At 70.2% G+C, this 18,915-nt stretch carries 22 protein-coding genes, 2 pseudogenes and 1 riboswitch; of the genes and pseudogenes, 10 read left to right on the top strand and 14 right to left on the bottom strand.

Translation table 11 applies throughout. The annotated features are described in order from the left end of the window. The first annotated feature begins 99 nt into the window (after nucleotides 1-99). Nucleotides 100-423, top strand: coding sequence for an SDR family NAD(P)-dependent oxidoreductase (locus OG878_RS33725; RefSeq protein WP_328890272.1), 324 nt, complete (start codon nucleotides 100-102; stop codon nucleotides 421-423). A gap of 261 nt (nucleotides 424-684) precedes the next feature. Here OG878_RS33725 and OG878_RS33720 read toward each other — a convergent pair whose 3' ends face one another. The 4 genes and pseudogenes from OG878_RS33720 to OG878_RS33705 form a co-directional block, all read right to left on the bottom strand. Beyond that, nucleotides 685-1,098, bottom strand: coding sequence for a (R)-mandelonitrile lyase (locus OG878_RS33720; protein ID WP_328890271.1), 414 nt, complete (start codon nucleotides 1,096-1,098; stop codon nucleotides 685-687). Between the two features lie 72 nt (nucleotides 1,099-1,170). Continuing rightward, nucleotides 1,171-1,344: pseudogene (locus tag OG878_RS33715) on the bottom strand (carboxymuconolactone decarboxylase family protein); the annotation flags it as partial. A gap of 77 nt (nucleotides 1,345-1,421) precedes the next feature. Next, nucleotides 1,422-2,087 carry an SDR family oxidoreductase gene (locus OG878_RS33710; protein ID WP_328890270.1) on the bottom strand — a complete coding sequence of 222 codons (666 nt, stop codon included), beginning with the start codon at nucleotides 2,085-2,087 and terminating at the stop codon, nucleotides 1,422-1,424. 88 nt (nucleotides 2,088-2,175) lie between these two features. Further along, a complete protein-coding gene (locus tag OG878_RS33705) occupies nucleotides 2,176-3,192 on the bottom strand; it encodes a zinc-dependent alcohol dehydrogenase family protein (protein WP_328890269.1) in 1,017 nt (338 codons plus the stop codon). A 258-nt stretch (nucleotides 3,193-3,450) separates the two neighbouring features. Here OG878_RS33705 and OG878_RS33700 point away from each other — a divergent pair, with 258 nt between their 5' ends. The 3 genes from OG878_RS33700 (at nucleotide 3,451) to OG878_RS33690 (ending at nucleotide 6,493) form a co-directional block, all read left to right on the top strand. Beyond that, nucleotides 3,451-4,341, top strand: a complete 891-nt coding sequence (locus OG878_RS33700; protein ID WP_328890268.1) for a helix-turn-helix transcriptional regulator — start codon at nucleotides 3,451-3,453, stop codon at nucleotides 4,339-4,341. Between the two features lie 327 nt (nucleotides 4,342-4,668). Continuing rightward, a complete protein-coding gene (locus tag OG878_RS33695) occupies nucleotides 4,669-5,379 on the top strand; it encodes a lysophospholipid acyltransferase family protein (protein WP_328890267.1) in 711 nt (236 codons plus the stop codon). 64 nt (nucleotides 5,380-5,443) lie between these two features. Beyond that, the gene (locus tag OG878_RS33690; protein WP_328890266.1) at nucleotides 5,444-6,493 is read left to right on the top strand and encodes an NAD-dependent epimerase/dehydratase family protein; all 1,050 of its coding nucleotides are present in this window, start codon (nucleotides 5,444-5,446) and stop codon (nucleotides 6,491-6,493) included. Nucleotides 6,494-6,563: 70 nt separating this feature from the next. Here OG878_RS33690 and OG878_RS33685 read toward each other — a convergent pair whose 3' ends face one another. The 8 genes from OG878_RS33685 to OG878_RS33650 all read right to left on the bottom strand — a co-directional run bounded on the left by OG878_RS33685 (nucleotide 6,564) and on the right by OG878_RS33650 (nucleotide 13,558). After that, nucleotides 6,564-8,141, bottom strand: a complete 1,578-nt coding sequence (locus OG878_RS33685; RefSeq protein ID WP_328890265.1) for an alpha/beta hydrolase — start codon at nucleotides 8,139-8,141, stop codon at nucleotides 6,564-6,566. Between the two features lie 168 nt (nucleotides 8,142-8,309). Continuing rightward, nucleotides 8,310-9,074: an urease accessory protein UreD gene (locus tag OG878_RS33680; RefSeq protein ID WP_328890264.1), complete on the bottom strand. Its 765-nt coding sequence runs from the start codon at nucleotides 9,072-9,074 to the stop codon at nucleotides 8,310-8,312. Then, entirely contained in the window at nucleotides 9,071-9,748 is a 678-nt protein-coding gene (gene ureG / locus OG878_RS33675) for an urease accessory protein UreG (RefSeq protein ID WP_328890263.1), read from the bottom strand. The genes OG878_RS33680 and ureG overlap by 4 nt, the downstream gene beginning before the upstream one ends. A gap of 36 nt (nucleotides 9,749-9,784) precedes the next feature. Beyond that, the gene (locus OG878_RS33670) at nucleotides 9,785-10,447 is read right to left on the bottom strand and encodes an urease accessory protein UreF (RefSeq protein WP_328890262.1); all 663 of its coding nucleotides are present in this window, start codon (nucleotides 10,445-10,447) and stop codon (nucleotides 9,785-9,787) included. Between the two features lie 13 nt (nucleotides 10,448-10,460). Further along, the gene (locus tag OG878_RS33665; protein ID WP_328890261.1) at nucleotides 10,461-12,182 is read right to left on the bottom strand and encodes an urease subunit alpha; all 1,722 of its coding nucleotides are present in this window, start codon (nucleotides 12,180-12,182) and stop codon (nucleotides 10,461-10,463) included. Next, nucleotides 12,175-12,486 carry an urease subunit beta gene (locus OG878_RS33660; RefSeq protein ID WP_328890260.1) on the bottom strand — a complete coding sequence of 104 codons (312 nt, stop codon included), beginning with the start codon at nucleotides 12,484-12,486 and terminating at the stop codon, nucleotides 12,175-12,177. Before OG878_RS33660 ends, OG878_RS33665 begins: the two co-directional genes overlap by 8 nt. 12 nt (nucleotides 12,487-12,498) lie before the next feature. Continuing rightward, a complete protein-coding gene (locus OG878_RS33655) occupies nucleotides 12,499-12,801 on the bottom strand; it encodes an urease subunit gamma (RefSeq protein ID WP_199919267.1) in 303 nt (100 codons plus the stop codon). A gap of 139 nt (nucleotides 12,802-12,940) precedes the next feature. Beyond that, nucleotides 12,941-13,558, bottom strand: a complete 618-nt coding sequence (locus OG878_RS33650) for a TetR/AcrR family transcriptional regulator (protein ID WP_328890259.1) — start codon at nucleotides 13,556-13,558, stop codon at nucleotides 12,941-12,943. A gap of 104 nt (nucleotides 13,559-13,662) precedes the next feature. On the opposite strand from OG878_RS33650, the pseudogene OG878_RS33645 reads away from it, so the two are divergent. After that, a pseudogene (locus OG878_RS33645) lies at nucleotides 13,663-14,651 on the top strand (ABC transporter permease). A gap of 131 nt (nucleotides 14,652-14,782) precedes the next feature. On the opposite strand, the gene OG878_RS33640 reads toward OG878_RS33645, so the two are convergent. Next, entirely contained in the window at nucleotides 14,783-15,076 is a 294-nt protein-coding gene (locus OG878_RS33640) for a type II toxin-antitoxin system Phd/YefM family antitoxin (protein ID WP_328890258.1), read from the bottom strand. Between the two features lie 94 nt (nucleotides 15,077-15,170). Between OG878_RS33640 and OG878_RS33635 the strand changes: the two genes are divergently transcribed. The 3 genes from OG878_RS33635 (at nucleotide 15,171) to OG878_RS33625 (ending at nucleotide 17,105) form a co-directional block, all read left to right on the top strand. Continuing rightward, nucleotides 15,171-15,806 carry an ATP-dependent Clp protease proteolytic subunit gene (locus tag OG878_RS33635; RefSeq protein ID WP_328890257.1) on the top strand — a complete coding sequence of 212 codons (636 nt, stop codon included), beginning with the start codon at nucleotides 15,171-15,173 and terminating at the stop codon, nucleotides 15,804-15,806. A gap of 7 nt (nucleotides 15,807-15,813) precedes the next feature. Next, nucleotides 15,814-16,122 (top strand): hypothetical protein, encoded by a 309-nt coding sequence (locus OG878_RS33630; protein ID WP_328890256.1) that lies wholly within the window; start codon nucleotides 15,814-15,816, stop codon nucleotides 16,120-16,122. A gap of 327 nt (nucleotides 16,123-16,449) precedes the next feature. After that, nucleotides 16,450-16,622, top strand: a riboswitch (cyclic di-AMP (ydaO/yuaA leader). A gap of 3 nt (nucleotides 16,623-16,625) precedes the next feature. Then, nucleotides 16,626-17,105 carry a C40 family peptidase gene (locus OG878_RS33625; RefSeq protein WP_328890255.1) on the top strand — a complete coding sequence of 160 codons (480 nt, stop codon included), beginning with the start codon at nucleotides 16,626-16,628 and terminating at the stop codon, nucleotides 17,103-17,105. A gap of 65 nt (nucleotides 17,106-17,170) precedes the next feature. On the opposite strand, the gene OG878_RS33620 is transcribed toward OG878_RS33625, so the two are convergent. Continuing rightward, nucleotides 17,171-17,602 carry an ATP-binding protein gene (locus tag OG878_RS33620; RefSeq protein ID WP_277324928.1) on the bottom strand — a complete coding sequence of 144 codons (432 nt, stop codon included), beginning with the start codon at nucleotides 17,600-17,602 and terminating at the stop codon, nucleotides 17,171-17,173. A gap of 204 nt (nucleotides 17,603-17,806) precedes the next feature. Between OG878_RS33620 and OG878_RS33615 the strand changes: the two genes are divergently transcribed. Next, nucleotides 17,807-18,664, top strand: coding sequence for a helix-turn-helix domain-containing protein (locus tag OG878_RS33615; protein ID WP_328890254.1), 858 nt, complete (start codon nucleotides 17,807-17,809; stop codon nucleotides 18,662-18,664). A 27-nt stretch (nucleotides 18,665-18,691) separates the two neighbouring features. Then, the gene (locus tag OG878_RS33610; protein ID WP_328890253.1) at nucleotides 18,692-18,898 is read left to right on the top strand and encodes a DUF397 domain-containing protein; all 207 of its coding nucleotides are present in this window, start codon (nucleotides 18,692-18,694) and stop codon (nucleotides 18,896-18,898) included. Nucleotides 18,899-18,915 lie beyond the last annotated feature (17 nt).

Below are 18,915 nucleotides of genomic sequence, written 5' to 3'. Positions count from 1 at the left end.
GCGCACGGCACTCACGGTGATCCCGGCGCAATACTCAATCGATATGCCCGATTCAATGGGATTTGACGTGGCAAGTCGCCGACGTAGGAGTGCATGTCGATGGATCTGAACCTCACGGACAAGGTCGCCGTTGTCACCGGTGCGAGCAAGGGCATCGGCCTTGCCATCGCCGAGGCATTCGCCCGCGAGGGCGCCCGCGTCGTCGTCGGCAGCCGTACGGAAACCCCTGAGATCGCCGCGCTGCAGGAGAAGTACGACGTCGCGTTCGTCCCCGTCGATCTGGCCGGCGCCGACGGAGCCGGCCTGCTGATCCAGGCTGCCGCGGACCGGCACGGCAGGATCGACGCCCTGGTCAACAACCTCGGTGGCGCGCACGCCCGCTCCGGCCGTCAGGCTGACCGTCGAGGTGGGGCATCCCCATGACGGCCTGGCAGGGCAGCCAGCACACCGAGGGTGTGGAAGCCGTTGGCGGTCGGCCTCTCGGCGGCGCCTCGACGAATCAGCGTCAGTGCCGCTCAGCTGCGTCAGGTCGCACCCGGCGGCGACCTTTCCGTCGCTCAGCTCGCACGCGCCCTGAACACCACCACGGAGGAAGTGAGCGGTCGCCATGGCCTCGGACACCTCCGTGCCGACCGAGTGACGGCGGTGGTCAGGCATTCGTCGAGGTGGCCCTGTCGGCGGGGCTCAGCGGCCGGCGGAGGTGCAGGATGCGCTGTAGTGCTCGTCGGTGACGGGTTCCAGCCAGGTGGTGCCGTCGCCATCGGCGTCGCCGACGACCATGGCGATGTGCGCCATGAGGGTGGTGTCGGTGGCGCCGTGCCAGTGCTCTTCCCCGGGCGGGCACTTGACGGTCTGGCCGGCGCAGACGCGTACGACGTTGCCGTCGCGGGTGCCGACCAGGCCGATGCCGTCGGTGATGTAGAGGGTCTGGCCGTTGGCGTGGGAGTGCCAGTTGGTGCGGGCGCCGGGGGTGAAGCGGACCAGTGCCGAGGCAAGGCGGGCGGGTTCGGTGGGCGTCTCGATCATGTTGAGGTAGACATCGCCGGAGAAGCGCTCGGCCGGGGCCTTGGCGGTGGGAGTGGCGGTGATGTGTTCCACGTCAGTTGTTCCTTCGTGCAGTCGCGAGTGCGGGGTGCGGGGTGCGGGGTGCCGGCGAGGGGACGGCCGGTGTCAGGCGTCGCGTTCGTCAGTGATCTTCTTGAGCTGGTTGATCGCGGTCATGGCGTTGGGCCAGCCGGCGTAGAAGGCCAGGTGGGTGATGGCTTCGGACAGTTCCTCGACACTCAGGCCGTTCTCCAGCGCCACGGCCAGGTGGTAGGGCAGCTGTTCGCTGCGGTACACGCTGTGACGGACAGCAGCAGCACGGCCGCGGACCGCGCCGACGGCGCAGCGCGGTGCGGGACAGGGCGCCGTCTCCGGGTTCAGTCGGGCATCGGCTCGGCGTAGTGCCTGAAGCCGTCCCGGTCGGTGTGCAGGGCGTACAGGCGCTCAGCCAGCACGGAGGGGCTGGAGTGCTCGGCGTCGGGGCGGATGGCGCCCGGGACGATCAGCTGGGCGATGTGGATGTTCTCCGCCGCAAGGGCGTCGTGGAGCATGTGCGCGTACGCGCTCTCGCCCGCGAAGGCGATCGACGTGCCGGCCCGCTCGGGATGCGGGCGCACCGCGCTGCCGCCGTTGACGAACAGCAGCGTGCCCCGCCCCAGGGCGCGCATGCCGGGCAGGACCGCGTTCACGCAGGTGACAGGGCCTTTGATCGAGAACGCCAGCGGATCGTCCAGATCGGTGGGGGTGGTGTCCAGGACCGGCTTCATGAAGTCGGCGCGGGGCACCGGGCTGAACTGGAGGACCTCCACCGTTCCCAGTTCGTCGGCGGCGGTCCGCAGGGCAATGGTGAGGGAAGCGGGGTCCAGGACGTCGGCGGTGTAGCCGCGGGCCTGGATGCCGTCGCCGTCCAGGCCGGCGACGAGGTCGTCGAGGTGCCCGGCACTGCGGGAGAGCAGGGCGACGGTGTGCCCGGCGGCGCCGAAGCGGCGGGCAGAGGCCAGCCCCAGGCCGGGTCCGGCACCGACGAGCGCATAGGTGGTCATGGTGAGTCCTCCAACCGATCACGACGCTGTGCGAGGCCCGGGGCGGGGAGTGCGGCCCCGCCCCGGGCAGGAATACGGGCTACGCAGGTCAGGGCTTGAGGAGGGCCTTGATGGCGCGGCGCTCGTCCATGGCCTTGTAGCCCTCGGCGACCTGGTCCAGAGGCAGGGTGAGGTCGAAGACCTTGCCCGGGTCGATGCGGCCCGACTGGACGAGCTCGATGAGGTCGGGCAGGTAGCGGCGCACGGGGGCAGGGCCGCCGCGCAGGCCGACATGGGAGAAGAACAGTTCCTGGCCGTCGATGGAGACGTCGTGGGGGACGCCGACGAAGCCGACGTTCCCGCCGGGGCGGGCCGAGTGGAGGGCCTGCTGCATGGCCTCGCCGGTACCGACGCATTCCAGCACGCTGTCGGCACCGATGCCGGCGGTGAGGTCCTTGATCCGGGCCACGCCCTCCTCGCCGCGCTCGGTGACGATGTCGGTGGCGCCGAACTCGCGGGCGAGCTTCTGCCGGCTCTCGTGGCGGGACATGGCGATGATGCGCTCCGCGCCCATCTCCTTCGCGGCGATCACTGCGCACAGGCCGACTGCGCCGTCGCCGACCACCACGGCGGTCGCGCCGGGCTTCACTCCGGCGGCTTCGGCGGCCCACCAGCCGGTGCCCATGACGTCGGAGACGGCCAGCAGGCTGGGCCACAGCTCCTCGTCCGGCGTCCCGTCGGTGGCGACCAGAGTGCCCTGCGCGTGGGGGATGCGGACGTAGTCGGCCTGGCAGGTGCTCATGAACTCACGGTGCAGACAGCTGGACTGGAAGCCGTTGCGGCAGTTCGCACATGTGTTGTCCGAGGTCGCGAAAGAGCCGATCACGAACTGGCCGGGCTTGACGGAGGTGACCTCGGCACCGACCTCCTCGACGAGGCCGACGTACTCGTGCCCCATCGGGTGCGGATCACCGATCGGCTCGAGACCGCGGTAGGGCCACAGGTCCGAGCCGCACACACAGGTCACAGCCGTGCGGATGATCGCGTCGGTGGGGTCGAGGATCTTCGGGTCGTCCAGGGTCTCGAAGCGGACGTCGCTGGGGGCGTGGATCACTGCTCCGCGCATGAGAGGGATTCCTTTGCGTGCCGTGGAGCGCGCCGCCGGGGTGCGCCGACGGGCGCCGCGTGCAGATGCGGACCCGGTCCCGGACGGCGATCCGCCGCCCGCAGGCCGGGTGCGGGGCTTCCCTCCGGCCTTCGTGCACGGCCGAAGAAGCACCACGTCATCCAGGTAACCCGCTCCACGCGCGCGCAGCGAGTCACCGTCAAGGGGTGTACCGGCAGTACACCCCTTCCGCGGCGAACGGGACGTACCGTCGGGGGTGTGGACAACCGTGAAGAGGTCCGCGAGTTCCTGACCTCGCGGCGAGCCAAGATCACCCCCGAGCAGGCGGGCGTGCCTTCCGGCAGCCGGCGCCGTGTGCCGGGCCTGCGCAGGAGCGAGGTCGCCGCCCTGGCCGACATGAGCGTGGAGTATTACGCCAAGCTGGAGCGCGGCACCCTCGCCGGCGTCTCCCCGGCCGTACTGGAAGCCGTCGCCCGTGCCCTCCAGCTCGACGACGCCGAACGCGCCCACCTACTCCATCTGGCTCAGGCCGCCGACGGCTCCGACGCCCTTACCCGGCCTCGGCGCCGCACCACCCGCCAGTGGGCCCCGCACCGCAGCCTGCAATGGACCCTCGACGCCATCACCGCAGGGCCCGCATTCGTTCGCAACGGCCGCATGGACCTGCTCGCCGCCAACCAACTCGCCCGCGCCTTCTACAGCGACGTCTACGCCTGCCCGTCCAACCAGGCGAACCTCGCGCGCTTCAACTTCCTCGACCCTGCCTCGCGCCGCTTCTACCCCGACTGGGAGCAGGCTGCCGACGTCGCTGTCGCCATCCTGCGCACCGAAGCCGGCCGCAATCCCCACGACAAGGACCTCCACGACCTGGTCGGCGAGCTGTCCACGCGCAGCGACGAGTTCCGCACCCGCTGGGGCGCCCACAATGTTCGCCATCACGGCACCGGCACCAAACGCTTCCACCACCAGGCCGTCGGCGAACTCACGCTCGCCTACGAAGGGTTGGAGATGGCCGCCGAACCCGGTCTGACCTTGACCATCTACGCCGCCGAACCCGGGTCGCCTTCCGAAGAGGGCTTGCTCCTGCTCGCCTCCTGGGCCGCCACCCAGGAACTCCGAGCCCCCACACAGCAGCGCACAGCGGACTGACGCGGTTCAACGAGCAACTGCTGAAGAATTGCACCGGTTCGGGTCCCGGCCTCGCTCGTGAGACACGGTCCGGGCGGCCACGGTGAGACAGCGCGGAACAGCGCAGGCAGCGGCAGCAGAAGCTGACACCGGGCCTGAGATCCCAGAGGCGGTCCAGCTGCCATTCAGGGCGAACCGGCATGGCCGGGCCATCGCCCGTACCCCGCCCCTCACGACGGCCGCCTGGGTCCTCGGCGGCGCCCTCGGCGAATGGTCGGGCTACGATCGATCACCTCCGTCCTGAACACCCGTTCCCAGAGCCGATCCGGTAGAGAGTGGAGAGACGCCGTGTTCTACTACGTGCTCAAATACGTCATTCTGGGGCCGCTGCTGCGATTGCTGTTCCGGCCCAGGATCGAGGGACTGGAGCACATTCCGGAGGAGGGCGCGGCGATCGTCGCCGGTAACCATCTGTCGTTCTCCGACCATTTCCTGATGCCCGCGATCATCCGACGGCGCATCACCTTTCTCGCCAAGGCGGAGTACTTCACGGGTCCCGGGCTGAAGGGGAAGCTGACCGCCGCGTTCTTCCGCAGCGCCGGACAGATCCCGGTGGACAGGTCCGGCAAGAACGCGGGGCAGGCCGCGATCGATGAAGGGCTCGGCGTGCTGAGCAAGGGCGAACTGCTCGGGATCTATCCGGAGGGGACCCGTTCGCACGACGGCCGGCTCTACAAGGGCAAGGTCGGTGTCGCGGTGATGGCGATCAAGGCGCAGGTGCCGGTGGTGCCGTGCGCCATGGTCGGTACGTTCGAGATCCAGCCTCCTGGCAAGGTCGTCCCGCGCATCAAGCAGGTCACCATCCGCTTCGGTGAGCCGCTGGACTTCTCCCGCTACGCCGGCATGGGGGATCAGAAGGCGGCGATCCGGGCGGTCACCGACGAGATCATGTACGCGATCCTCGGGCTCTCCGGTCAGGAGTACGTCGACGAGTACGCCGTCAAGGTGAAAGCCGCACAGGCCGCCCAGACGAAGAAGTTCCCGAGACTGCGACGCTGACCGCGAATCCGCGATCGGCGAACCCTCATGCCCAACCGGCGCGGCACCGCCTAGCGTTCCTCCCATGAGCAACGGACAGGCATGGGTACTCGGGGCCACGGGACAGATCGGGCGGGCCGCGGTGCGCGCGCTCACGGAGGACGGCTGGGAGGTGACCGCGGTCTCGCGCGGCGGTGGCCGCGACGAGCGATGGGCCGACGGGGTACGGACGACGGCCCTCGACCGGGACGACGAGGGGGCACTGGCCGCGGCGCTGGGCGACGGCTGTGACGTCCTGGTCGACATGGTGGCATACGGCGAGCAGCACGCCCGGCAGCTTGCCGGGCTCGCCGACCGGATCGGATCGGCCGTCGTGATCTCCAGCGGCGCGGTGTACGAGGACGCTCGCGGCCGCGGCTTCGACACCCAGAACGAGCCCGACGGCGCCCCGCAGTATCCGGTGCCGATCGCGGAGACCCAGCGCACGGTGGCACCCGGGGATGCCACGTACTCAACGAGGAAGGTCCGGCTGGAGCGGGAGCTGCTCGCTGTAGGCGACACGCTGCCGGTGACGCTGCTGCGGGCCGGTGCGATCCACGGCCCGTACTGCCGTACGCCGCGCGAGCTGTACTTCGTGAAGCGGCTGCTGGACGGGCGCACGCGGCGAGTGCTGGCGTACAACGGCACCGGCCGCTTCCATCCGGTCCATGTGTCCAATGTGGCCGAGCTGATCCGGCTCGCCGCACGGCAGCCCGGGTCGCGGGTGCTGAACGCGGCCGATCCGCAGGCACCCACGGTCGCGGAGATCGCGTCGGCGATCGACGAGGTGCTCGGCAGGGAGACGGAGACGGTACTGGTGGAGGGCGCGCCTCCGAGGGGCGAGGTCGGCGAGACGCCGTGGACCATCGCCCATCCCGTCGTGTACGACATGACGGCTGCCGGGAAGGAGCTCGGCTACCGGCCGGTGACGGGGTACGCGGAGTCGCTGCCGGAGACTGTCGAGTGGCTGGCCGGGCAGTTGGACGGCCGGGACTGGCGCGACGCCTTCCCGGCCATGCTGCGGGTGTACGGCGAGGGCCTGTTCGACTATGCGGCGGAGGACGCCTGGCTGGAGCAGTACGACCTCGGCAGGTGAGAGGGGCCCGTACGTGAGGACGGGCGGCCGGTGGTGCTCGTCCGGCCGCCCGTCCAGGTCACTCAGCCCGCTACGGCGTGGGCGTGGCGTGCGGGGTGCACGTCACGTCCTGCCGGTCGGTCAGCCCGGTGAGCAGGTAGGTGTCCACCCGCTCGTTGATGCAGGGGTTGACCAGGCCCGTGACACCGTGCGAACCGGCGTCCTTCTCGGTGATCAGACGCGATCCCTTGAAGCGCTTGTGCAGCTCGACGGCGCCCTCGTACGGGGTGGCGGCGTCACGCGTGGACTGCACGATCAGGACCGGCGGCAGGCCCTTGCCGGTCTTGACCTCCAGCGGGGTCTGCTGCTTGGCCGACCAGGTCGCACAGGGCAGGTTCATCCAGGCGTTGGCCCAGGTCATGAACGGGTAGTCCTTGTGCAGCCGGGTGTTGTCGCGGTCCCACTTCTGCCAACTGGTGGGCCACTTGGCGTCCGCGCACTCGACGGCCGTGTACACGGCGTTGCCGTTCTCCGAGGAGGCGTTCCCCGCGAGGTCCGACATGTCGGGGCCTGCGGCGTCGACCATCGCCTGGGTGTCGCCCGCCCGGTAGTCGCTCCAGGTCCGGGCGACGAGAACCCAGGTGGAGTCGTAGTACGGCGTGTTCTGGAAGAAGCCGATGAGCTCGGCGGGTCCGACGACGCCGCCGATCGGGCTCTTCTTGGCCGAGGCACGGAGCTTGAGCCACTCCTGCTCGACCTGGGCCGGCGTGGAACCGATGTGGAAGGCCGCGTCGTTCTTGGCGACCCAGGCCTCCCAGTCGTCCCAGCGCTTCTGGAAGGCGATGTCCTGGTTCAGGTTGGCCTGGTACCAGATGTTGTCCTTCGCCGGGTTGACCACGCTGTCGACGACCATGCGCCGGACGTGGTCCGGGAACAGCGTGCCGTAGACCGCTCCCAGGTAGGTGCCGTAGGAGACGCCCAGGTAGTTGAGCTTCTTCTCACCGAGCGCGGCGCGGATGACGTCCAGGTCGCGTGCCGTGTTCGGCGTGGTCATGTGCGGCAGCATGTCGCCGCTCCGCTCGGCGCAGCCGTCCGCGTACTCGGCGGCGAGCTTGCGCTGGGCGCGCTTGTCGGCCTCGCTGTCGGGCACCGGGTCGGCCTTCGGGGCCTTGACGAACTCCTGCGGGTCGACGCAGGAGATCGGCGCCGAGTGGCCGACGCCGCGGGGGTCGAAGCCGACGAAGTCGTACGCCTTCGCGGTCTTCGTCCAGAGCGGGTTCTTGTTGGTGATCCGGGTGGGGAAGCGCAGCCCGGAGCCGCCGGGACCCCCCGGGTTATAAATCAGTGCGCCCTGCCGCTCGTCCGTCGTGCCGGTGCTGACGTGCCGGTCGACGGCGAGCTTGATCTGCTTGCCGTCGGGCTTGGCGTAGTCGAGCGGCACGGTGACCCAGCCGCACTGAATCGGCGTGGCCAGGGCCCAGTCGGCCGGGCAGTCCTTCCAGTCGATACCGGCGTGGGCCGCCCGTACGGCGGCGATCTGGACGCCGCGCGCCTCCGAACCGCTGTGGTGACGGCCGTCGGCCGTGGCCGCCGGTGCGGCGATCGCGCTCGCTATGAGCGTGCCCGCAATCAGAGTGCCGGCCGAGCCGAGCACTGCTGTGCGTCTCAAGTGGAACCTCCCCCATTGTCCGAAGCGCCACAGAGAGCAGCGCACTTCACATTGGAGCCTCCCGCGGATCCTGTCGTCTGTGGGGTTCCTGAGAACAGGCTGTACACCCACTTCTTTACCGAATCGATAACCGGACACCCGTGTCCCGCTGAGCGGTGCGCACCGGCGTCAGGCGCCCAGCACCTCGTCCAGCGCGCCGTCCAGAACGGTGCGCAGCACCCGTGCGTCCGGGGCCACCGCGGTCACCAGTACCGCCGGACCGGCGAGCGGCGTGCGCACGGCGGTCGGTCCCAGCAGCCGTGCGGCGGGACATTTCTCGTCGAATGCCGGGTCCACGACGAGGAGTTGCCCGACCGCCCGATGTCCGCCGAGCACGGCGCCGCCGTCCCAGCCGCCGGGTGCCCCCGGCCCGTATGCGACTTGCTGATCCAGGAGCGGGCGGCCGGCGCGGCGGACGGTCAGGCGGCTGATGAGAGTCCCGGTCGTCTCACCATGGCGGCCGAGGATCTGTTCCTCGCGCAGCACCAGTCGTGCGGTCGGGGCGAGTTCGACCCGGGTGTTCACGCGCAGCTCACTGCGGTGCGCCGAAATGAGCTGCTCCGGAAGCCAGTTGAGTTCCGCTCCTTCTCCCACCTCCAACTCGATGTCGTATGTGGCGCATTGGACGCCCGGTCCGGGACCGGGCAGCGCCACGGTCGCCGCTGCGGAGTCGACGGTGAGCCGGGCGCCTTCCTCGACGCGTGCCGCGATGGCGAGCCGGTCCCCGCCCAGTGGTGCGCTCATCGCGCCGACGACGGTGACCCGGGCGCACGCCGCGAGGGCGGCCCTCGTCCGCCTCAGAGCCAGCGGCCCGTCGCTCTCGAGCACGGGAAGGACCGTGGCGCCCCGGCCGTCGGCGACGGCGGTGATCCGGGCGGTCGCCTGGACGCTCATGCGGTCCAGGCGGCGAGCTGCGCCCGCACCCAGTCCGCGACCGGCTTGACGCCGTCGCCGGAGGTGAGGGAGGTGAAGGCGACGGGAAGTCCGCCACGCCGGTCGGCGGCGTCCCGTGCCATCCGGTCCAGGTCGGAGCCGACATACGGGGCGAGGTCCGTCTTGTTGATCACGAGGAGGTCCGAGGTCGTCACGCCGGGGCCGCCCTTGCGCGGGATGTCGTCGCCGCCCGCCACGTCGATGACGAAGATCTGGGCGTCCACCAGGCCCTTGGAGAAGGTGGCGGTGAGGTTGTCACCGCCGGACTCGACGAGGATCAGGTCGAGGGGACCGACGGCGTCCTCCAGGTCCTCGACGGCTTCGAGGTTGGCGGAGATGTCGTCGCGGATGGCGGTGTGCGGACAGGCGCCGGTCTCGACGGCCTGGATGCGCTCGGGCGGCAGTACGGCGTTGCGCAGCAGGAAGGCGGCGTCCTCACGGGTGTAGATGTCGTTGGTGACGACGGCGATGGACAGCTGATCGCGCAGCGCGCGGCAGAGCGCTGCCACGGTCGCGGTCTTGCCGGAGCCGACCGGTCCACCGAGCCCTATGCGCAGGGCGCGGCGGGTGCCGTCGGGGCGTGCGGCGTCGGCGCCGACAGCGGCGGGTCCGTCGTGAGAGTGGTCGAGGTGCATGCGGTGCGGCTCCTGAAGGGTGCGGTGCGATCGGTGCTACGAGGCGAACAGACGGACCGGCCAGGCAGCGTGCGCCTCGGCGGTGATGTCGAGCAGCGGTGCCGAGGCTGCGGGCAACGCGTCGATGCCATGGTGCACGGCGGCGGCAGCCTGTTCGGCGACCCGGTCGAGTTCGGGTGCGAGGCGGGCGAGGACGGCGGTGGCGTCGAAGGGGTTCAGGGAGAGCAGCCGGACCGCCGCGGTGGCCGGCCCACTGACCGTCTCGTACGCCACGCAGTACGCGGCGTCCTCGGGCCCGAGGCCCGCCGCGCGTGCGGTGAGGCCGAGCACGACGGGCTGGTGGGCGCCGCGCGGCCGGGCCTCGGCGAGCGCGGCGAGTTCGGGGCTCGGCCAGGTGGCGCGGGCGGCCCGCATGAGCTGTCGGCCGAGTTTGCGCGCTGCCGTGCGCAGGGCGGGCGACGGGGTGCGGGCGTCGGCGGCCTCGTCGAGTGCGAGCGGGTCGAGACCGTGGGCGGCTGCCGCGGCGAGCGCCGCGGAGGTGAGTCCGGTGGTGTGCAGCCGGCCCCGGCAGAAGGCGGCCAGATCGTCGGCGTCACGGATGCGTCCCGCCTCGACGGCCGGTTCGGCGCCACCGGAGTGGGCGTGACCTCCGGCGGGGAACCGGCCGTCGGCGAGGACGAGGAGAGCTGCGCGCGTCATGTTCTTTCCGTCCTCAGAAGAGGAAGTAACGCTGGGCCATGGGGAGTTCGGCCGCAGGTGCGGGCTCGACGGGTTCGCCGTCGATGGTCACGGCGAAGCTGTCGGGGTCGACCTGGACGCGTGGCAGCGCGTCGTTCTCCCGCATGTCCGCCTTGGTGACCCCTCGGGTGCTGGTGATCGGCACGAACCGCTTGCCGAGCCCGAGGCGTTCCGGCAGCCCGTCCTCGATGGCGGCGTTCGCCACGAAGTTGAACGAGTTGGCGGCCGGCGCCCGGCCGAATGCACCGAACATCGGCCGGGGCATCACCGGCTGCGGGGTGGGGATGGACGCGTTGGCGTCGCCCATCTGTGCGTACGCGATCTGGCCGCCCTTGATGACGGTCTGCGGCTTCACGCCGAAGAACGCCGGGTCCCACAGCACCAGATCGGCGAGCTTGCCGGTCTCGACGGAGCCGATCTCCCGGTCGAGGCCCTGGGCGACCGCCGGGTTGATGGTGTATTTGGCGACATAGCGACGCACCCGGTGGTTGTCGGCCCGGCCGTCGCCGGGCAGCGGGCCACGGCGCTTCTTCATCACATGGGCGGTCTGCCAAGTGCGCAGGACGACCTCGCCGATGCGGCCCATCGCCTGGGAGTCGGAGGAGATGATGGAGATCGCCCCGAGGTCGTGGAGCACGTCCTCGGCCGCGATGGTGGACGGCCGGATCCGTGATTCCGCGAACGCCAGGTCCTCCGGCACGGCCGGGTTGAGGTGGTGACAGACCATCAGCATGTCGAGGTGTTCCTCGATGGTGTTGACGGTGTACGGCCGGGTCGGGTTGGTGGAGCTGGGCAGGACGTACGGCTCGGAGACCACGGTGATGATGTCCGGGGCGTGCCCGCCGCCGGCGCCTTCGGTGTGGTACGCGTGGATGGAGCGCCCGGCGATCGCGGCGAGGGTGTCGGCGACGAAACCGGCCTCGTTGAGGGTGTCCGTGTGGATGGCGAGCTGCGCGCCGCTCTCCTCGCACACGTTCAGACAGGCATCGATGACGGCCGGGGTGGCCCCCCAGTCCTCATGGATCTTGAACCCGAGGGCGCCGCCGCGCAGTTGGGCCCGCATGGCCTCGCCGGACATCGTGTTTCCCTTGCCGAGAAGTCCGATGTTGACGGGGTAGCTCTCCAGCGACTCGAACATCCGGGCAAGGTGCCAGGCGCCCGGGGTGACCGTGGTCGCCTTGGTGCCCTCGGCCGGTCCGGTGCCGCCGCCGACGAGCGTGGTGACACCCGCGGAGAGGGCCTGGTCGACAAGGGTCGGCGAGATGAAGTGGACGTGCGCGTCGATGGCACCGGCGGTGAGGAACTTGCCGTTGCCCGCGATGATTTCGGTCTCCGGGCCGATCACGAGACCGGGGTGGACACCGTCCATCGTGTCCGGGTTCCCTGCCTTGCCGATCCCGGCGATGCGGCCGTCGCGGATGCCGATGTCCGCCTTGACGATGCCCCAGTGGTCGATGACGACGGCGCCGGTGATGACCGTGTCGGGGGCTCCTTCGGCGCGGGTGGTGCGCGCCTGGCCCATCGACTCGCGGATCACCTTGCCGCCGCCGAACACGGCCTCGTCACCGGCGAGTCCGGGGCCGCCGGAGCGGTCTTCCTCGATCTCGACGAGCAGATCGGTGTCGGCGAGCCGGATCCGGTCGCCGGTGGTGGGCCCGAACAGGTCCGCGTACACGGCGCGGTGGAGCTCAGCCATCGAGAGCGCCTCCGGTCTCGCCGCGCAGGCCCGGGACGATGCGCCGTCCGGCGAGGGGCACGAGTTCGATGTCGACGGGGATGCCGGGCTCGAAGCGGACCGCGGTCCCCGCGGCGATGTTCAGCCGCAGGCCGCGGGCGGCCGCACGGTCGAACTCGAGGCCCGGGTTGGCCTCGGCGAAGTGGTAGTGCGAGCCCACCTGGACGGGACGGTCGGCGGCGTTGAGGACGGTGAGGCGGGTGACGGTGCGGCCCACGTTGAGCGGCACGGGCCCGTCCGCGTAAAGGATCTCTCCGGGGATCATCGGCGCCGCCCGTCAGACGATCGGGTCATGGACGGTGACGAGCTTGGTGCCGTCCGGGAAGGTGGCTTCGACCTGGACGTCGTGGATCATCTCGGGAATCCCGTCCATGACGTCGTCGCGGGTGAGCACCTTGCGTCCGGACGCCATCAGTTCGGAGACCGTTCGGCCGTCCCGGGCGCCCTCCAGCAGATGTGCGGTGATCAGCGCGACCGCCTCGGGATGGTTGAGCCGGAGTCCGCGCGCCCGGCGCCTCTCAGCCACATCGGCGGCCACATGGATGAGCAGGCGTTCCTGCTCATGCGGGGTCAGTTGCAACGCATCCACCTCACAGTCCTCCGCCCGGTACCGGTCCTGGGCGTAGCGAGACCTTCATCGCGCTCAACAGACCGTTGAACGCAAGACCGGTGTCTCACGGCAAGGTATTGCAGGTTAGGGCGGAAGTTTTTCCGGCGCGTTAACTGATCGGCTGCAGGTCCATGGACATCAGGCCGCGCAGGCCGTCCTCCAGCATCTCGGGCGTGGCGTCACCGAACATCGCCAACTGGGCGATGAAGCCCTGGGCGGTGGCGATCAGAGTGCGCGCCACATGGTCGGACGGCACATCGGCGGACAGCACGCCGGTCTCGCGGTACACCTCGACCAGTTCGGCCCAGGCCGCTTTCAGGCCCCCGTACGCCTCGCTGAGCGTGGCCGCAAGCCGCTCACTGCGCAGGGTCTCGGACCACACCTGCACGATCAGCCCGGCATAGGCGCGCCGGTCCAGTTCCCGGTCACCATCGAACAACGTGCGCGTCACCCGCCCGATCAGCACGTCCGGGGTGGGCGGCGGGCTGACCCGGGCCGCCTCCTCGAACGCCTGACGGACACCGCCGACCGCCTCCCCCGCGATGGCCGCGATCAGGTCGTCCTTGCCGCTGAAGTAGCGGTAGACCGCACCCGCGGAGAGCCCGACCTCCTGGAGCACGTCCTGCATCGAGGTGCCATGGAAGCCGTTGCGGGCGAAACAGCGCGCAGCGCCGTCGAGAATCTGCCGCCGTCGGGCGTCGAGATGCGCCTGGGATACGCGAGCCATACATCCAACGTAAAACGAACATTCATTCTTGACAAGCCCGAGCACCGACAGGGACAGTGCGCTTCATAAAACGAACGATCCTTCTTTTTGAATCGAGGCCTTCCATGTCCGCCGCTCCGAACCGTCGCATGGTGGCGGTCGTGCTCCTGGTCCCCGTGGTGGTGACCCTTGCGCTCTGGGCCTTCACCTGGCCCGCCGCCCGGATCGCGCCGCGCGAACTCCCCGTGGGCATCGCAGGCTCCGCACCGGCCGCCGACAGGCTCCAGCGGCAGCTCGAGGAGCACGGCGACGCCTTCGAGATCCATCGTTACGACGACGCGCCGCGGCCCGTGCCGCCATCGAGGACCGGGCCGTATACGGCGCGGTGGTGATGACACCGAAGGGCCTGCAGCTGCTGACCGCGTCCGCGGCAAGTCCGACGGTGGCCCAGTTGCTGGGCAAGGCCGTCACGGCCGGGGCCCCGGCGGGCAGCCGGATGCAGGTCACGGATGTCGTGGCTGCGCCGGCCGGGGATCCGCGCGGCAGCGTGCTCGGCGCGAGCATCCTGCCGCTGGCGATCGCGGGTGTCGCCGCCGGATCCGCCGTCACGATGCTGGGGCTGCGCGGCGGCCGGGCCGCCACCGCACTGATCGGCGTCGCGACGCTTGTGGGCCTCGCCGCCGTGACCGTCACGGACAGCTGGCTCGGGGTACTCACGGGCCACTGGTGGACCGAGGCGGGGGCGCTCGGGCTCACCGTGCTGGCCGTCGGCGCGACCGTGGCCGGACTCGCCGCCCTGGTCGGCCCGGCCGGAGTCGGGCTCGGCGCCCTGCTGATGGTGCTGCTGGGCAACCCGTTCTCCGGCGTCACCAGCGCACCCGAGCTGCTGCCGGAGCCGGTCGGCACCATCGGTCAGCTGCTGCCGCCGGGCGCGGGCGGGTCGCTGCTGCGGTCGGTCGCGTTCTTCGACGGCAGGGCGGCGGGAGGCGCGGCGCTGACGCTCGCCCTGTGGGCGGCGCTCGGACTGACCGCTGTACTCGTCGGCGCACGGCGTCGGGCGCCGGCGCCGGCAGTCGCCGCACTCGGCACCGCGACCGCGGCCCCGGCGGGCTGAGCCCCACCCTCGCCCCCCGGCCCGCTGCGGACGGGGATGCACGGCGGCTTCCGCGTCACGGGGACGGAGTTACCGGGCGACGGGCGTCCGCGGGGACGTCGCCGAGAGGCACCCGCGGCGGCGCCCAGGCGTCACGGCCGTCCGCCGCCCGGGTCGCTCTGCCCCCGGTGTTCCGCCGCAATACCGAAGCGCCGTCGTTCGCCCGGAGCGGACGCGACCGTACCCATCGAGGAGACCGAGCTGATCACCTGCTCCTCCGCGGCCGCCTCGCCCTTCTCGAGTCGTTCCAGGTCAGCAGCCGAAACGAGCGCCACCAGCGGCTTGCCGTGCCGCGTCACCACGACGCGTTCACCGCCGTAGACGACGCGGTTGATCAGTTCGGCGAGCTCAGCTCGCGCTTGCGTCACCGGAATCTCGTAGGCCATAGTCCCCATCATAACCGTCTGTACGTCCTGTACATTTTTCACAGACGCCTGTGCAGGCTGCCCGCAGACACGGACACCGGAGGAGAGGCTCGCCATGTTCCGCCCTGCCGCCCGCCATGTGCTGCCCGAGTTCACCGAGCGCACGACCGACGGGACCCGCACCCTCGACCCGTACTCCAAGCTGCTCGCCGAGCGCATCGTCTTCCTCGGCACCACGGTCGACGACACCGCCGCGAACGACCTGATCGCGCAGTTCATGTACCTGGAACACGCTGCGCCCGACCGTCCCGTCTCCCTCTACATCAACTCCCCCGGCGGCTCGTTCGGCGCCACGACGGCGATCTACGACACGATGGAGTACCTCGCGTGCGAGGTGCAGACCTTCTGCCTCGGCCAGGCCGGAGCCGGTGCGGCCCTGCTGCTTGCCGCGGGCACGCCCGGCCGTCGGCACGCCCTGCCCGGAGCCAGGATGGTCCTCCAGCAACCCGCACTTCCCGAACCGGTGCAGGGCCAGCCGTCCGATCTGGAGATCGAGGCGCGGGAACTGGACCGCATCCGCGGGCTGCTCACCGGTCTGCTGGCCCGCCACACCGGCCACGAGACCGAGCGGATCGCCGCCGACATCGACCGCGATCTCATCCTGGATGCGCCGGGCGCCAAGGCGTACGGCCTGGTGGACCACGTCCTGGAGAACCGTAAGCCGTTCCTCCCGCCGAACAGTGCGAGGTGAACGTCCCATGCAGCCACCGGAGTTCGCGCCGCTGCCCGCACTGACGTGCGCCGAGGGCGAGTTCATCGACTGTTACCTCGAAGTCCTCGACCAGCTGGGCCGGATCAACCCGGCTCACGGCAGCGACACCTATCGCGCGCTGCGCGCGGCGCAGGCCCTCGCCTCGCGGGCGCGCGCCCTGCGGGACGCACTCGCGTTGATGCACGAGCGCGGTGAAGCACAGCTCCACGCTGCCACATTGGCCCGGGCGCTGCGCGTGTTGGACGGGGAACGGCGTGCCGAACGGGTCACCGTGCCCCCTGCCCCGACGAGTTGATCAATTCCCTTCCGCGACACGCCCGGCGTGCCGATCAGAATTCCTCGCTCTTTCGGCGTAGGAGATCCCCCGCGCGGGGGACAGCTCAACTTGCGTTCCCGATGTGGGCGGCAAGCGGAATCTCTTGTTCCGCCGCTGGTACAGGACCGATCAGGGCGACCGGGCGAGACCCCGAAGCGGCTCTGTCCACCCGAACGGGTCATTCGTCATGAGGTTCACACAGCGCCTTTCCACCTCGGAAATCCGGCAGTCGGTGAGTCAAGATCCCTGGGACGACAAGCCCCCGCCACCGCGGCGGGGCGGTCCGGGTGGACGCCGAGTCCTGCCGCCGCCCGGATGCCTGGTCGACAGGAGTGGATCGGCAGGAGTGGAGGACCCGAGCACAACGGGTCGGCCGGGAATCCGGTCGACCCTCGGGGTGAAGCCGCCGCGTGCGGCCGGGCAACTTCGCCAGCCCGAACCCGACAGGTCATCCTTCACAGGCGGCTGACGAAGGGTTGCGCATGAGTGCGCAGGTTCATGTCCCGTCTCTGCTCACCCGGGCCGGTACGGCCACGGTTCTGACGCTCGCCGCCGTCGGCGGCCCCATGATCGCCCCCGGCTCCGTGGCCGAGGCCCAGGCCCAGGCCGTGACTCATTCGGCGAAGGCGCTCAAGATCGCCGCGTCGAAGAGGGGGTCGCCCTACCGGTACGGGGGCACCGGCCCGCACCGCTTCGACTGTTCGGGTCTGACGCAGTACGCGTTCAAGAAGGCGGGCAAGAGGCTCCCGCGCACGGCCCAGCAGCAGTACAACAAGACCCGGCACATCTCGTCCTGGCATCGGCAACGCGGCGACCTGGTCTTTTTCCACTACGGCCGCTTCGTCTACCACGTGGGGATCTACGCCGGCAAAGGCCGGATCTGGCACTCCCCGAAGTCCGGTGCCGTGGTGCGGCTGGAGAAGATCTGGACCAGGAGCGTCTGGTACGGACGGGTCCGCTGATCCCTTGTGCCGCCGGCCCGGCCCTCGTCCGTTCACGACGCGACGCGAGGGCCCGGGCCGGGCGGTCAGGTCTGGACGGGGACGGTCCAGGGAAGCTCGATCCAGACGGTCTTGCCTCCTTCTGCGGTCGGTGTGACCGTGAGCTGTCCTCCGCACTCCTTGGCCAGACAGCGGATGATCACCATGCCGCGCCCGTTGTCCTGCCGCACGGCGGCGGGCAGTCGCTGGGGCCAGCGCGGGTGGCTGTCCGTCACCCCTAGGCGCAGCTGCTCCTCCCGCTCCAGCCGGAGGTCCACCGTGAACGTGGGCGACTGGCCGAAGGTGTGCTGGACGGCGTTGGTGGCGAGCTCCGAGACGATGAGCCGGATGCTGTCGGCCACCTCGCTGTCATCGGCCAGGCCCCAGTCGGTGAGCACGCCGGCCACGTATCTCCGGGCCGAGGAGACCGAAAGCGGCTCGCTCGGCAGAGTGACACGTGCTTCTTGATGGTCTGCCATGGCGAGCCGTCCCTTTCCCACCCGGACCGACCCGCGGTCGGTCCGGGATGCGCTTCGCGCCAGAGTGCCATTGATGCTGCCCTCCGCGACGGGGATCCACCAAGATATGCATATATCTGTCGCTCGATGCGGTGAACTCTGCCTCGGAAGCCCGCACATGGGCGGCACACTGGCCCCTCGGCACGAGGGGGAGGGAGGCCGCCCATGCAGCATGGACCAGCGGTGCGCCGCCGCAAGCTCGGGGAGGAGCTGCGCGGTCTGCGCCATGCCTCCGGACTGACCAGCCGGGACGCGGCGCGGATGCTCGGCTGGCACCAGTCGAAGGTGAGCCGCATCGAGACCGGGGTCAGCAGTGTGAAACCGGCCGATGTGAGCCGGCTGCTGGATGCCTACGGTGTGAACGACCCGCAGTTGCGGACGCTCCTGAAGATGCTCGCAGGCTCTGCGGGCGGTGGCGGCACCGGCTGGTGGCATGCCTACAGGGGTCTCATCCCGCCCCAGTACCGGGACTTCATCAGTCTGGAGTCCCAGGCCAGGACCGCCCGCACGCTGGAAACCTCCGTGGTGCCGGGGCTGTTGCAGACCGCCGACTATGCACGGGCGGTGACCCGTGCGTCACTGGACGACCTGCCCGCCGGTCAGCTGGACTCGCTGGTGGAGGTACGGCTCGCCCGGCAGGGCGTGCTGCGGACCGATCCGCCGCTGCGGCTGACCGCGGTGCTCGACGAGGCGGTGCTGCGGCGCGAGGTCGGTGGGCGCCGGGTGATGCGGGACCAGCTGCGCCATCTGGCCCGGGTGTCACAACTACCGCATATAAAACTGCAGTTGCTGCCCTTCTCGATGGGTGGGTACGTAGGGCTCACCGGGCCTTTCGTTATCTTCTCTTTTCCGCACACTTCTGATCTGGATGTGGTCGTACTCGACCATTTGACGAGTAGCCTCTATCTGGAGCGGAAAGAAGACCTTGAGGCGTACAGCTCGGCCTTCGCCACGATGCAGGCACACGCGCTGTCGCCGGAGCACTCGTTGGACCTGATCGCCGCAATCGACCGCGACGGTTAGGAACCTCAGACTGCCCGAGGGGGCCCGATGCCCGATTGTCCCGCCCAGCAGACGTTGAAGTGGCGGCGCAGCAGCCGCAGCACCGGGATGAACAACTGCGTGGAAGCAGCGTCGTTCGGTCCGGAGCTGCTTGCCGTGCGCGACTCCAAGGATGTGTCCAGGCCCCCGCTGCGGTTCTCCGCGGCGGCCTGGACGTCGTTCGTCGCCGGCCTGACCGACGGTCCGGCCGGCTGACCGACCCGGTCAGGGTT

This window comes from Streptomyces sp. NBC_00316 (assembly GCF_036158715.1).
Lineage (GTDB): Bacteria > Actinomycetota > Actinomycetes > Streptomycetales > Streptomycetaceae > Streptomyces.
The sequence above is the reverse complement of the archived record's forward strand: the minus strand, read 5'-3'. Positions and strand labels throughout refer to the sequence as shown.

What these genes read in the sequence shown, in the direction of transcription:
- OG878_RS33725 (WP_328890272.1), top strand. Translation starts at nt 100, where the DNA reads ATGGATCTGAACCTCACGGACAAGGTCGCCGTTGTCACCGGTGCGAGC.
- OG878_RS33705 (WP_328890269.1), bottom strand. Translation starts at nt 3,192, where the DNA reads ATGCGCGGAGCAGTGATCCACGCCCCCAGCGACGTCCGCTTCGAGACC.
- OG878_RS33710 (WP_328890270.1), bottom strand. Translation starts at nt 2,087, where the DNA reads ATGACCACCTATGCGCTCGTCGGTGCCGGACCCGGCCTGGGGCTGGCC.
- OG878_RS33620 (WP_277324928.1), bottom strand. Translation starts at nt 17,602, where the DNA reads ATGGCAGACCATCAAGAAGCACGTGTCACTCTGCCGAGCGAGCCGCTT.
- OG878_RS33690 (WP_328890266.1), top strand. Translation starts at nt 5,444, where the DNA reads ATGAGCAACGGACAGGCATGGGTACTCGGGGCCACGGGACAGATCGGG.
- OG878_RS33640 (WP_328890258.1), bottom strand. Translation starts at nt 15,076, where the DNA reads ATGGCCTACGAGATTCCGGTGACGCAAGCGCGAGCTGAGCTCGCCGAA.
- OG878_RS33635 (WP_328890257.1), top strand. Translation starts at nt 15,171, where the DNA reads ATGTTCCGCCCTGCCGCCCGCCATGTGCTGCCCGAGTTCACCGAGCGC.
- OG878_RS33665 (WP_328890261.1), bottom strand. Translation starts at nt 12,182, where the DNA reads ATGGCTGAGCTCCACCGCGCCGTGTACGCGGACCTGTTCGGGCCCACC.
- OG878_RS33670 (WP_328890262.1), bottom strand. Translation starts at nt 10,447, where the DNA reads ATGACGCGCGCAGCTCTCCTCGTCCTCGCCGACGGCCGGTTCCCCGCC.
- OG878_RS33610 (WP_328890253.1), top strand. Translation starts at nt 18,692, where the DNA reads ATGCCCGATTGTCCCGCCCAGCAGACGTTGAAGTGGCGGCGCAGCAGC.
- OG878_RS33660 (WP_328890260.1), bottom strand. Translation starts at nt 12,486, where the DNA reads ATGATCCCCGGAGAGATCCTTTACGCGGACGGGCCCGTGCCGCTCAAC.
- ureG (WP_328890263.1), bottom strand. Translation starts at nt 9,748, where the DNA reads ATGCACCTCGACCACTCTCACGACGGACCCGCCGCTGTCGGCGCCGAC.
- OG878_RS33680 (WP_328890264.1), bottom strand. Translation starts at nt 9,074, where the DNA reads ATGAGCGTCCAGGCGACCGCCCGGATCACCGCCGTCGCCGACGGCCGG.
- OG878_RS33625 (WP_328890255.1), top strand. Translation starts at nt 16,626, where the DNA reads ATGAGTGCGCAGGTTCATGTCCCGTCTCTGCTCACCCGGGCCGGTACG.
- OG878_RS33615 (WP_328890254.1), top strand. Translation starts at nt 17,807, where the DNA reads ATGCAGCATGGACCAGCGGTGCGCCGCCGCAAGCTCGGGGAGGAGCTG.
- OG878_RS33630 (WP_328890256.1), top strand. Translation starts at nt 15,814, where the DNA reads ATGCAGCCACCGGAGTTCGCGCCGCTGCCCGCACTGACGTGCGCCGAG.
- OG878_RS33650 (WP_328890259.1), bottom strand. Translation starts at nt 13,558, where the DNA reads ATGGCTCGCGTATCCCAGGCGCATCTCGACGCCCGACGGCGGCAGATT.